The sequence below is a fragment of the Chitinophaga sp. 30R24 genome, assembly GCF_049056765.1.
Taxonomy (GTDB): Bacteria; Bacteroidota; Bacteroidia; order Chitinophagales; family Chitinophagaceae; genus Chitinophaga.
The window spans coordinates 276,173-289,660 of sequence record NZ_JBJGXX010000002.1 but is presented as its reverse complement, the minus strand read 5'-3'; the positions used below and the strand labels follow the sequence as shown (position 1 = coordinate 289,660).

Annotated in this window: 7 protein-coding genes and 1 tRNA gene; 3 read left to right on the top strand and 5 right to left on the bottom strand. The window is 42.0% G+C overall.

Annotated features, from left to right (window positions below):
* Nucleotides 1-44: 44 nt before the first annotated feature.
* Nucleotides 45-1,232: a HipA domain-containing protein gene (locus tag ACDQ55_RS07755; protein WP_420980757.1), complete on the top strand. Its 1,188-nt coding sequence runs from the start codon at nt 45-47 to the stop codon at nt 1,230-1,232.
* 94 nt (nt 1,233-1,326) lie between these two features.
* Here ACDQ55_RS07755 and ACDQ55_RS07750 read toward each other — a convergent pair whose 3' ends face one another.
* On the bottom strand, nt 1,327-3,387 hold the full coding sequence (locus ACDQ55_RS07750; RefSeq protein WP_420980756.1) for an ATP-binding protein: 2,061 nt from the start codon (nt 3,385-3,387) through the stop codon (nt 1,327-1,329).
* A gap of 489 nt (nt 3,388-3,876) precedes the next feature.
* Nucleotides 3,877-3,947 (bottom strand) — tRNA-Gln (locus ACDQ55_RS07745).
* Nucleotides 3,948-4,186: 239 nt separating this feature from the next.
* Here ACDQ55_RS07745 and ACDQ55_RS07740 point away from each other — a divergent pair.
* Nucleotides 4,187-5,035, top strand: a complete 849-nt coding sequence (locus tag ACDQ55_RS07740) for a hypothetical protein (RefSeq protein WP_420980755.1) — start codon at nt 4,187-4,189, stop codon at nt 5,033-5,035.
* Nucleotides 5,036-5,410: 375 nt separating this feature from the next.
* Nucleotides 5,411-7,012, top strand: coding sequence for an NAD(P)/FAD-dependent oxidoreductase (locus ACDQ55_RS07735; RefSeq protein WP_420980754.1), 1,602 nt, complete (start codon nt 5,411-5,413; stop codon nt 7,010-7,012).
* Nucleotides 7,013-7,058: 46 nt separating this feature from the next.
* Here the strand turns inward: ACDQ55_RS07735 and ACDQ55_RS07730 are convergent, their stop codons facing one another.
* The 3 genes from ACDQ55_RS07730 to ACDQ55_RS07720 are packed head-to-tail and all read right to left on the bottom strand — an operon-like array spanning nt 7,059 to nt 13,459.
* Entirely contained in the window at nt 7,059-8,456 is a 1,398-nt protein-coding gene (locus ACDQ55_RS07730) for an alpha-L-fucosidase (protein WP_420980752.1), read from the bottom strand.
* A 42-nt stretch (nt 8,457-8,498) separates the two neighbouring features.
* Nucleotides 8,499-10,121, bottom strand: coding sequence for a RagB/SusD family nutrient uptake outer membrane protein (locus tag ACDQ55_RS07725; protein ID WP_420980750.1), 1,623 nt, complete (start codon nt 10,119-10,121; stop codon nt 8,499-8,501).
* A gap of 11 nt (nt 10,122-10,132) precedes the next feature.
* The gene (locus ACDQ55_RS07720) at nt 10,133-13,459 is read right to left on the bottom strand and encodes a SusC/RagA family TonB-linked outer membrane protein (protein ID WP_420980749.1); all 3,327 of its coding nucleotides are present in this window, start codon (nt 13,457-13,459) and stop codon (nt 10,133-10,135) included.
* Nucleotides 13,460-13,488 lie beyond the last annotated feature (29 nt).

Below are 13,488 nucleotides of genomic sequence, written 5' to 3'. Positions count from 1 at the left end.
ATAATCCAAAATATGACACCTATTGCCCTGCTTGCCGCAAAAAATTGTTTGACGGCAAAAAGGTAAGCCATATTTTATCGTTTAATCCCCCTAAAGGAGACAATCTTCTGGAATTTCAGCAGCAAACAAAAAGATTATCCATCTCCGGAGTTCAACTAAAATATTCTTTACGACTGGAAGGAACTGAATTAGTATTAAGCAGCAACCATGGACAATATATCCTTAAACCCATACCTCCTGCCGCTCAGTTGATCAGAGCCGACCAGGCTCCGGAAAATGAACACCTCACCATGCAGATCGCCTCGCAGGTATTCAATATTGACACCGCTAATAATGCGCTGATTTATTTTCATGACGGCACACCAGCTTATATTACCCGCAGATTTGATCTTAAGGAAGATGGCACAAAATATCCGCAAGAAGATATGGCACAACTAAGCGGACGTACCCGGCAAACCGCCGGAGAACATTTTAAGTATGAAGGAAGCTATGAAGAAATAGGGAAATTAATCCGTCAGCATGTATCTGCTTATATGCCAGCTATGGAAAGGTATTTTAAACTCCTCATTTTTAATTACCTTTTTTCTAACGGCGACGCACATATGAAAAATTTTTCGCTGATTCAAACTCCTATGGGAGACTATACCTTATCAAAAGCATATGACCTTATGTCTACAGTACTGCATATGCCAAATGAATCAGATACCGCACTCGAACTGTACAAAGGAGACACAGACAATGAGTTTTACGCAGTTTTTGGCAGCTATGGCCAACCTCATTTCAGGGCACTAGGATTAAGGATGGGCATACTCCCCATAAGGATTGAGCGCATCCTGACCCAGCTACTCACTTCTTCCCAACGTGTGAAAGCAATGATCCATCATTCTTTTTTACAGGAAAGTGTGAAAGCAAAATACGAGGAAGCTTATCAAAAGAAATTAAGGTTGATGGGGATGACAAAAACAATGATAGCACAGGCCTTCAAGTCGCCTCACTCCTCCTCTAATAACAAAGCAGTTATTGCTATACACTTGCCAGTCCAACTCGATTTCCTTCGTGGGCCAAGCATAACCGGCGTATTCCTGGCAACAGATCAATCTGCATTATTGGAAAAAGACAATAAATATTTATTTGCTGAAAATAACGTGTTGGAAAAATATATGGATACCAGTGATGAAACGCTTTTGACACTTGTAGATGGAGATATACTAATAAACGTTACCCGGTTATAATCAACCACACCATTTTTCCCGGAAACTTCTGCTCGTGCCAATTCATAAGCTGATTTTTAAATCAGAGCAAACGCTCCAGGTCAATAAATATTTATTAATGAGGCAGCCCTAATTTTTCAAATAGTACCCGATTTCTACTTTTGGCATCTTTGAGCATCTTTTGGTAGGAAATTACCTCTATATAAGCATTATATTTCTCATGAAAATAGAAAAAAACTAAATTGTCGGGAGTGCGTGTATAATCCCGATCTTCGAGGACCTTAGTAAGGCTCTGATTAAAGTCACAAATAATGTACGCATAAAAAGGGGTTTTATCCTTATCTAATTGAATAAGTTTACCCCGCCTATCAGTTGCCCCATTCTCGCGAATTGTTCTAATATAAGAGATCACTTGATCAACTGGATTTTTCTTTTCACTCGATGAGGAAAAATTATTAAGTTCTGGTCTTTTAAATTCCACTATTACAAATGAGTTATGTGGAGCTTCATCATTCACAAAGGCAAAGCTCGAATTAAAAATCAATAAATCTAAACGATCTCTGCTTTCAATATCATGTAAAATGGGTATTTGATTTAAAACTTTATCGGATGCCAAATAATAATGGTATGAAAGTCTCTCATCAATTAACCATAAATTCTGTTGCTCATAATTAATTTCATCAGATTCCTTTCTTATCGGGAAAAAGATATTGTGTATAGTTTCTTCCGTCTGAAATTCTCCATTATCGTCTACTCCTAAGAACACATCTAATAATTCAATGACAGCCTTCCTATGAACAATATATCTTGCTAAATTAGATTTTCCTATATCATTAAACTTCTCGATATACTCTTCATACCTTTTAATGTAATCCTGTGAGGATCTAACATCCTCTGTCACATCCAATATGCTCTCTCCAAGTTCCTTCACCTCCAGTTCCAAATCGTTCTGAATTTTGAATAACTCAATATTGAGTTTGTTCCCAGACAAATTGGGAGGCATTCTCTTTATTTTATCAGGTTTGTATTTAACAAGTGGTTTGAATTGAGGAGCATATTCACTTATATGATCTTTATACTGAAGAAATTTATTCTCTCGGATTTCTGAAAGATACGCTTCAAGTAGTTTTTCAAGGGTATCAACAACTTCGCTTCTAATTTGCTTTAAAGACAACTCCTCCAAATCATCTGTTTCTAACTCGTCTTCGCTATCACCGGTGGGAAAGTGAAAATCTGTTCGCTCGCTGTCAACATTTATATCTAGAAAGCCGCCAGTTATATAGCATTGATAAGTAAACTCTTTGCTTGCTGTGTCTTTAATATGTTTTCCTAAATCTGGAATATATTTTACAAGATTCTCATCAAATACCTCTCTTTCATTTGCACAATAATGAAGCTTACGACCACTCTTATTTTCATATAATTTTATCAAGTGAATTTTGAAAGAATATTTATCACTAATATTAAGTACAGATTCAATATAACTTGTTTTAATAGTTTCTCCATATAGATCTTGGAGCAGAATTTCCTTGCCATTACTATCTACTAAATGGATACATGGGCATTTATCAAGTACGAAGTAGACAAGGAAATGTTCTATTATCTTCTGACCTATTTCTTTAAGTACTTTTGGAATATTACGTTGGAATTCCGAATGAATATGATTTAGAGATACTTTTGTTCCTGTTTTTTTCTCATCACTTGGTTCTATTTCATATTCAAAGAAACCAGAAGGTTTTAAATTAAAATAACGCCGCTGCCGCCTTTGATCAGCATTTGTAAAAATGCTCTCATAAGAAATAGATCTAAAGGCTTTCAGACAAACAAATCGACCAATTCCTTTAGCTCCTTTATCAATTTTATATTCCGATTCCGCAGTAAGAAACGAATGAAAGTTAGCTTCGTTGAATCCAATTCCGTTATCTTCTACAATGAATGACTTGATGGGAGAAACTTCAACGTTTTCCATTTCTTCTAAAGTAGTAGCATCATCATTGCGAAGAACTGTTATAGTTATTTGTCCAGAATGATTATTCCCTTTTTCTTCAATTGCATGTATAGCGTTACTAATTGCTTCATAAAGCGGCCACATGTCTTTTCCTTTAGGTAACTTAGTATTCCTTACTTTTCCAACGAAATTTGTATGAAATTGTGGTAATGCTACTTGTTGTTCCATAAGAGAAAAATATCTCTTAAAAATATCATTTTTGCACGAAAAAAACTTTATACAGAGCTGTTATTTTCTTCCGGAGAAAAATAAATATTAACTTCTTTGAGCTTTTCATTTATGTGCATATGTCATCGTGATACCTGCATTCCCATACGCATTTTGTCGTTATGCCTTTATAATCCAAAGTGCTCAGAAAGCAAATCCAATTACAAATATTTAAGTGCATAAAAATCGACATTTATTTGCAACTCGTCCTTTTCTATAAATACAAAGTTTCCTTTTAAAAAAACTGGTTTCAAAAATTGGGGCATAAAGCAATGCTGAATATACCAGACTTCGTTGGCGTAGATTCCGGGTTAACTCAAGTCATACGGATGCACCATAATCTTAGAGCAGATACACTCATGAAGCAGTTGTTAACGGATCAAGAACTATCAGATAAAGTGTGCATAAAAAAAGCCTAAATCCTTTACAATAAAAGATTTAGGCTTCTTGTTGCCTGACCTGGATTCGAACCAAGACAAACAGAGTCAGAGTCTGTCGTACTACCGTTATACTATCAGGCATTGTTGATTCAGGACCGCAAAATTACGCTATTTTATATTTTTACCAAATTTTTTTACTTCCTCTTAAAAAAAATGGAGATAACTATCAAGATACGAGTCTATTAGAACACCATATAACAAATAAAGCTTAAGCTCACCAACTATCTTACATTTCTACAAATTTTTATATGACTATGACCAAACCGCGATTAACTTTCATAAAAGAAACAAAAAATAAAAATTGTTCAGTAATTTAATGCATGCGTTTAATCATCCTCTATATCATTCTGCTGCTGACCAACCCTGTTTGGGCACAATCTATCCCACCTCAGGTATTAGGCACTGTGGTTACCGATAAAATCACAGAAGCCTCCGGAATTGCTTCCAGTGTACGTTTAAAAGGTTGTTACTGGACGCACAACGACAGTGGCGGTAAACCTGAAGTATATCTACTCAATGGTAAAGCCGCCCTCATTAGCACCGTTAAATTAAATGATGCGAATAACTACGACTGGGAAGATATTGCCGAGGGCATTGGCCCGGAAAAGAGCAAATACTACGTATATGTGGGCGATATAGGCGATAATCTGGGCATCCGTAACCATATCCGTATATACCGTTTCCTTGAGCCGGAAAAAATACCAGGCGAACATATCAACATTACGCCGGATGTACTCACCCTGAAGTACCCCAACGGTGCAAGAGATGCAGAGTCGCTGCTAATAGACCCTATCGGCAAAAAGATCTATATACTTAGCAAACGGGAGAAAGAAGTAAGCCTTTATAAAACAGACCAGTTGTTTTTTAAGAACGGCGATAAAGTGAAATTACAAAAGCTGATTAAACTACCTTATACTTGGATCACCTCAGGAGATATCTCAAAAGACGGCCATCACATTGTGATCAAAACGCTGACTAAAATATACTACTGGCACCGCAACAGCAATGAAAGCGTAGAAGAGGCCATGTCCAAACCTGCCAGGGAATTGCCGTACACGCCAGAAAAACAAGGCGAAGGCATCACTATTACGTCTAACAATGATGGCTATGTCACCATCAGCGAAGGCAAATACCCACTCCTGAATTTTTATAAATGGAAGTTTGAATAACTGATCACGATTCCTCCACGATTATTCCCTGCGTTGTACTTGCAGCCTGTATTTTTCCTCTCAAAATATACCGCTATGGTAGCCATCTCCTGGCCGCCAATACTCCTCTGCTGTACCATTTCAGTAACTACTGGTATACTTGTATAATGCAGGCAGTCTTCATTATGCTGCTAACCCTTAGATAATATACACCCTCAAAACAGGTGTTTCCCTTATGGGAGATATCTGGAATAAAACCATTTTGCTATGCCAACTTTTAACAGGTTCCACCTTTTTCATATTCGGGGAATGCCACTCCGAAAAAACACCCCCGACTTTTAACATACCATCACACATCCGCTTCGATAATATTTTACTCAATAACCTCATCTGCTCATGCAAAAGAAAGCTATCATTATTGGCGCCGGGCCCGCCGGACTGACTGCCGCTTATGAACTCTTACAGCGAACCAACGTCATCCCGGTTATACTGGAAAAAAGTACTGACATTGGAGGAATCTCCAAAACAGTAAATTATAAAGGTAACCGCATCGACATTGGAGGTCACCGCTTCTTCTCCAAATCAGACCGTGTAATGGACTGGTGGATGAACATGATGCCCCTGGATCAGGAAGCAGCTGAAATATTCTCTATCAGTTATCAACAAAAAACACGGGAAATAAAAGCCCCCCGTAACAACCCACACACAGACACCCTTGTAGCCACCGACCCAGACCTGATCATGCTGGTGAGAAAACGCCTGTCACGTATCTACTTCCTGAAAAAATTCTTTACCTATCCCATCCAACTCTCTGTAGATACCCTGCAGAAACTGGGATTCGTGACTACCATCAATATCATGGTGTCTTACCTGTTCGCACAGCTGTTTCCACGAAAAGAAGAAAAATCACTGGAAGATTTTATGGTGAACCGATTTGGTAAAACCCTCTACCATCTTTTCTTTAAAGACTACACTGAAAAAGTATGGGGCGTTTCCTGTAAATCCATTTCTGCTGAATGGGGCGCACAAAGAATCAAAGGTATTTCTATAGGCAAAGCCATCGCCCACGCAGTAAAATCTGCCGTGGAAGCTGGCAAACCTAAAGACCTCAAGCAAAAAAATGTGGAAACAAGCCTTATAGAACAGTTCCTTTATCCCAAACATGGTCCCGGCCAACTCTGGGAAGAAGTAGCCCACCAGGTGGTGAATAAAGGCGGCACAATACTCATGCAGCACGATGTGAAAAAAATTATTACTTCTGGTAACCAGGTAACAGCTATAGAAGTACTCGACCGCACTACCGGCGAAACCATTTTACTGGAAGGAGATTATTTCTTCTCTACTATGCCAATTAAGGAACTGGTTGCCGACATGGAAGCCAACATTCCGGCAAATATCCGGGAAATAGCTGCCGGACTGCATTACCGCGACTTCGTTACCATTGGTATCCTATTGAAAAACCTGAGCTTTGAAGATAAAAAAACCGGCGAACACAAACCGCTTACCCTGAAAGATACCTGGATCTATATACAGGAAAAGGATGTGAAAGTAGGCCGCCTTCAACTATTTAATAACTGGAGCCCATATATGGTGAAAGACCCCGATACTACCTGGGTGGGAATGGAATACTTCTGTAATAAGGGAGATGATTTCTGGGAATTGAGCGATGAAGCAATCCGTCAGCTGGCCATCGATGAACTGTGCAAAATAGGACTGGCACAACCTGCAGATGTGCTCGATGCCACTGTGCTGAGAATGGAAAAAACGTATCCTGCTTATTGGGGCACCTATGCCCGCTTCGATGAACTGAGAAATTATATCGATACTTTCGAAAACCTCTTCCTCGTAGGACGCAATGGTATGCACAAATACAACAATTCCGACCACTCTATGCTCACCGCTATGGTAGCTGTAGATAATATCGCTGCCGGTATTGTTACTAAATCAAATATCTGGTCTATCAATACAGAGCAGGAATATCACGAAGAGAAAAAATAGCTGTTAGCCTTTAGCTGGTAGCAGCTAAAAGCTAACAGCTAAAGCGCTAGCGTCCTTTTTCGTTATATACGCCAAATTCTGCTATAGCAGGAGGTGCTGAGAACTCATCTATCAAGATTCTAACTTTATTACCCCAAACCCGCGGGAAACGGTGAATTTTCACACGCCCCGCATTTTCATTTTCCGATACTATGGGTTTCCACGCACCGTTTTCGTTGTACTCTAAACGGTACTTCTGGATACGCTGCTGGTCTTCTACAATGGTGATCATGTTAAACTCCTTCTCTTTATCGAAGGCTATTTCAAACCAAGGTTGTTTCACAGCCGGATTAGACACCCAGGAAGATCTGAAATTATCATCATTGGCAAAGTCCATGAGGTTCATATCATCGCTCCAGCTGGAATTAGCCGGTTGGTGTTTAGCGATATTAGAAGAAATGATAGGAGCTGCATTAGCTGGCAACGTGGCAACAGGCCCCTCGTTTTTCCATTGCTTACCCACTTGTTTCAGTGTCTCCAGCGCATTGTTATCAATCAAACCATCGCGGTTAGGCGCTACGTTCAAAATGAAATTACACCAGGCCTTGTTAAAAGGAACAATGTTTTCATTTACCAGCCTGTTAACATCTTTTACAGGAGTGGTAGGAAAATCAGCTTTCCAGAACCAGGAGCCGTTAATCGGCAAACAGGAAAGGGCAGGCAACCTGTTATTGTTGGTAGAAATATGCTGTCCGGCGCCTTGTTCGTACGATTTAATATCGGTATAAAACAGTGCTTCGGTAGGATATTTCGCCGCGTTCAGGTCCATAACCAAGCAGTTGGGTTGTAAATGCTTGATCAGGCCGTAAATTTCACTGAAGGGCACATCATCATAAGATATCCTGGACCAGGGCGCATCCCAGCCATCAATGATTAAAGCTGCAATTTCACCATAGTTGCTGAGCAACTCAGTTAACTGCGCCTTGATCATGTCGATGTCTGCTTTGGTGATCTGACCAGGTCTGATTTTATGATGCGTATCAAGGATAGAATAATACAACATCACCTTCAGTCCTTTCGCCCGGAATGCTTGGGTGTATTCCTTTACCACATCCCTTTTCAACGGACTGTTCATCACATTGTAATCAGTGGTTTTGGTATTCCAGATCGCAAAACCGCTATGGTGCTTGGTTGTTAAGCAACCATAAGACATATTAGCTGATTTTGCCGCTTCCGCCCATTGATTACAATCCAGTTTTTTAGGATTGAAGATAGCAGGCGATGCATCCGGATCTGCCCAGTCATCATCCATAAAAGTAGGAATGTTAAAATGAATGAACATCCCAAAACGCAAGTCCACAAACTGTTGCTGCAAGTCGTGCAGGGAACGCTGTTGTGCGGTGGCCGCACCGGCTGTCAACAACAGCAACAAGGCAAATGCACGGAAAAACTGATTCTTTTTCACTAACTGTTAATTTAAAAATATAAATGAGAAACGATTACACACTTACTTCCACTCCGGCTGCTGCTGCAATTGATGGCCCTGATCCAATATATTTTGCGGAATAGGCCATACATAAAATTTATCGCTGGTAAAATACCTGTCTTCCAGCTTGGTTTTCGGATACTTGTTTGTTTTTCCGCTGCCATCAGGAATATCCGTCAGACCGGCGCTGGCATCTAACGTAAATATAGGTCCATTCAACGCTTGCTGTCCGATCTTCCACCGCAGGATATCAAAATAACGGTGTCCTTCCCCTGCCAGCTCTATACGGCGTTCATGCCGGATAAAAGTACGTACTGTTTCTTTATCCAGCGACCATCCGTTTAATGCAAAGGTAGTTGCCACATCCGGCATTTTAGCACGCGCGCGGATTTCATTCAGGGCACTAACTACATCTGCGCCGGGGCCACTGGTTTCATTGACTGCTTCTGCATAGATCAATAGGATCTCTGCATAGCGCAGTATCTTCCAATCATTACCGCCGTTGTCACGTACTTCCAGGTCTGTTTTATCAAACATTTTCTTGAAAGCATAACCGGTATAAGTAGCCTTATCACCGCCTATTTTATCAAGCGAGTTATTGATTGGATCGTATACTTTATTATTTGCCAGTACACTGCCAGGGTAATAGATCGTGGCGTCCAAACGGGGATCGCGGTTTTTCCAAGGCGCATGTGGATCGTAAGCCGGATCTTTCGTATAGGGATAGTAACCAGCTGCACTTTCATAATCATCTACCAAAGATGGCAGCGGATTAAGGTACAAGGTACCACCGGAAACAGAGTTCACACCGGCAATATCACGTAGCCCATTCGGACGTAGCTCTTTTACATGAATATAGCTGATAATGCTTTCTGATGAATAATCACCTTCCTGCTGGAACGAGTTGTAATAATCCGGATACAGTGAATATACTTTACTGTCGATCACTTGTTTGGCTGCTGCAGCTGCGCCGGTGTAATCGCCGTTATACAACAATACACGCGCTTTTAGGCCCCAGGCGGCCCCTTGTGTGAACCGTCCCTTGTCATCGCCGGAATAAGAAGCCGGCAAATCGGGTGCGGCTTCGTCCAACCATTTGAGAATCTGAGTGGTTACAGCAGCTTTTTTGTCTTGCGGCACATCCGATTCTGCAGGAGTGGCAAACACTTTGGTCACCAATGGCACATCACGGAAAAGTAAGGTCATCATAAAGTAGCGGTAAGCCAAGGCTACTTTTACCTCTGCTTTCAAGCGTTTGCGCAGGGTTTCATCCATATCCGGCACTTTATCCACATGATCCAGGAATTCGAGACAATGTCTTATCTGTCCATATTGCCATTCATCTCCCAAACTACCGGTAGTCGCTACAAAAGTGCTGTTGCCGATCAACTGTGCATTACGCAGGGTATTGCCCCAGGAAGCCGTTTTAGCAAAGGCATTGTCACTCATTGCTTCATAACATACAAAGAAATCTGCGGAAGGGAGGAATTGATAAACCCGGGAAGCAAACTTCACGGCATCTTGTTCAGTAGTCCAATAAGTATCGTCGGAATACTGGTCAAGCGGCGAACGGTCCAGGAATTTCTTGCAGGAGAGCAGGCTACCTGCTATGCACAATATGGTGAATATATAGAGTCGTTTCATGCAATTGTTTTTTAGAATTTCAAAGTCACGCCAACGGTGTATGTTTTCATTTGCGGGAAGTTTACACCCGATTGCCAGTTGTCGATCTCAGGATCATAACTTTTCGGGAACTGCTTGGATTTTAGCGTCAGCGCATTCTCCATCATAAAATAAAAACGAAGCTGACTGATCTTACTGCGCTGCAATAAAGCCGGAGCAATGCTATATCCTAATTGCAGATTTTTTAACCGCAGGTATTTGGAATCAAACAACCACCAGTCGGAAAAATCCTGGTTCACACTCTGGTCCTGACGCATCAATGGATAACGCGCATGCGGGTTGTCAGGCGTCCAGGAGTCCATCAGGTCTTTTGTGAAAGTACCGCCATAGTTAAAAGGACTCACAGCATATCCTGTGAGGAAAGTCTTATTTTTCATCACGCCTTGGAATAGCAGGCTCAGGTCAAACTGTTTCCAGGAAAAATTAGCGTTCAGTCCAAACATCAGGTGCGGGTCTGCATCGCCCAGCATAACACGGTCTTCCGGCGTAATTTTTCCATCACCATTGGTATCCTGGTACTTGATATCACCGGCTTTGTTCTGTGGCTTATAGGTAGGCGAATTTTTTACTTCATCGTCTGACTGAAACAATCCTACTGCTTTATAGCCATACCAGGTCCATCTGGATTGTCCTACCATTACGGGGTTGATGTCCAACACATCCGGTGTGCCTCCCAGGTCCAATATCTTATTGCGGGAATCGTACATATTAACCACCACACCGTATTTCAGTTGATGATCGCGATTCTGGTAGCCGGCAGTTACTTCCCAGCCCCAGTTGCCCATACGGCCCAGGTTCATCACAGGTGCACCGCGGCCAAACATAGAAGGCACACTGGGTGTGAGCAAGATACCGGTAGTTCTTTCCCGGAACACGTCGGCGGTAAAAGTGATCTTTTCATTGAGGAAACCGGCGTCTACACCAATGTTACCTGTTACTTTTTCTTCCCAGGTAAGATTTGGATTCGCAGTATTGCTATAGTAGGTAGTGGTTTGCGCTTTGTCGTTGAAATAAGTAGCGCCAGTGCCTATAATGCTGGCCCAGGGATAATAATCGGTAGCATTCTGATTCCCTACTTTACCATAAGAGGCGCGCAGTTTCAAGTTGCTAAAAACAGCAGACGTTTTCAGGAAGTTTTCTTCTGAAAGCCGCCAGCCGGCTGATACGGAAGGAAAGAATCCCCAACGGTTATTTTTAAACCGGGAAGAACCATCATAACGGCCGTTTACTTCCAACAGGTAACGGTTTTTATAGCTATAGGAAAGACGGCCAAACATTGACTGTATTGCCCAGGCATAAGCCGAACCACTGGTAGACCATTGGTCTTTTTTAACAGAGCCGCCGTTGATCACATGAATATCGTTGTTCAGGAAATCCTGACGACCCAGCCCATTGTCTTCGTATTGCAGGCTTTCCTGGCTATAACCCAGCAAAGCTTTAAAATCGTGGTCGCCTTTCTGTAGTCCATAATTCAGTGTACTGATAAAGGTTTGGTTCACGGTAGTGCTATAATCGTCGTATAAAGCATTGGGCGATTGCTGTGTGGTAACCAGGTTTTCGTTATCGTCGTACAACTTATAGGTAGCCTGGAATACTTTATGTTTTATATCACGGCTGTTATAGGAGTACTGCCCTTTCAACGACAAATTTTTAGCGATGCCGTATTCCAGGGTCATGTTAGTATTGAAGTAGTTGTCTTTGTAGTTTTCAAAACCGCCATCGTTGATAATGGCCACAGGCTGGGAGCCGCCACGGTAGCTCCGGTTACGCCCCTGCGGGGTATAAGCCCATTCTGTAGGGTTCAGGATATACGCCCAGTGCATGGCAGTTGTATAAATACCTGCGCCAGCAAAACTTTTAGGCGAATTGGTATAAACTGTGTTAACACCAAATTTCAGGTTATCCAACAGTTGGGTATTGAGATTTATGCGGGAGCTAAAACGTTCGTTCTGCATACCGTTTACCAACCCTTCCTGTTTCAGGTAGCCGAGCGATACAAAATAATCTGTATTTTTTGTTCCTCCGGAGATGCCTACATTATGCTGCATCTGCAAAGCATTTTTCTTGAAGATAGCGCTGATCCAGTCGGTGCTGGGCAGCTCGCCGCTGGCGTATTTCTGGATATCCGCGTCCGAGAACCTCACTGCTGCATCCGGGTTATCGTTTAACTGTGATTCATTCCACTTGCGCATAAACGATACTGCATCTACCAGCTTAGGCAGATAAGTAGGTTGCTGGGTACCTGCATAGGCATCGTACGATAAAGTTGGTTTGGCGTTAAGGCGGCCCTTACGGGTAGTTACCAGGATTACGCCGCCGGAAGCGCGCGCGCCATAGATCGCGGTAGCAGAAGCATCTTTGAGGATACTGATGTTATCAATATCCTGTGGATTTACCGTTTCCAGTTCGCCGGCCACACCATCTATCAATACCAACACCGGGTTATTAGATAAAGTGCTGATACCGCGGATACTCAACTTATTATTGTTGGTGCCTGGCATCCCATCCGTTTGCTGGATAAACAAACCTGGTACCTGCCCTTGCAAGGCATTTACTACATTGGGTACTGGTCTTTCCGCTACTGCAGCTCCTTTTACGCTGGTTACGGCGCTGGTAAGACTGGTTTTAGTTTGAGTGCCGTACCCTACTACAATCACTTCCTCTAGTTTCTTGGTATTTTCTGCCAATACGATCCGTAATACCGTGTCCTTGCCCGTAGCAATTTCCTGTGTGTTGTAACCAATAAAGGAAACCACCAGCACAGCGTTTTCAGGGACTCCTTTCAATTCGTACTCCCCTTTTTCGTTGGTTACAGTAGCCATAGAGCCATCTTTTACGCGTACGGTTACACCAGGTAATGGCTCTCCTTTCTCATTGATTATTTTACCGCTCAGGTCTTTCAGTGCAACAACATAGGCCGAATCTAACAATATATCCGCCAGGGCGGCATTGCTGCGGCGGATAATGACCTTTCCGTCTGCTATAAAATACTCCAGGGAAAAAGGCGACAACAGTTCTTTCAGCACATTACCAACTTGCTGATTGCGGGTGCGGATGGTGACGATACTATTAAATACTTCTGCATTAACAGCATAACTGAAAGAAAGCTCTGCAGCGGCCCCGATCTCTTCCAGGGCATCATGCAGCACGCCATTTTCCATTTTCAGCGTGATCCTTTTTTCCAAGCGCTGGGCCTCAGTAGGATGGGCCAGCAATGTAAGTGCAGTACTACATACAACGACTACAATACACAATGACATTTTCATTAACATGCCTATTACAGGTACACATTTTTTCATACTTTTAGGTAGATTAAGGTTGAGTAAAA

What these genes read in the sequence shown, in the direction of transcription:
- ACDQ55_RS07735 (WP_420980754.1), top strand. Translation starts at nt 5,411, where the DNA reads ATGCAAAAGAAAGCTATCATTATTGGCGCCGGGCCCGCCGGACTGACT.
- ACDQ55_RS07720 (WP_420980749.1), bottom strand. Translation starts at nt 13,459, where the DNA reads ATGAAAAAATGTGTACCTGTAATAGGCATGTTAATGAAAATGTCATTG.
- ACDQ55_RS07750 (WP_420980756.1), bottom strand. Translation starts at nt 3,387, where the DNA reads ATGGAACAACAAGTAGCATTACCACAATTTCATACAAATTTCGTTGGA.
- ACDQ55_RS07740 (WP_420980755.1), top strand. Translation starts at nt 4,187, where the DNA reads ATGCGTTTAATCATCCTCTATATCATTCTGCTGCTGACCAACCCTGTT.
- ACDQ55_RS07725 (WP_420980750.1), bottom strand. Translation starts at nt 10,121, where the DNA reads ATGAAACGACTCTATATATTCACCATATTGTGCATAGCAGGTAGCCTG.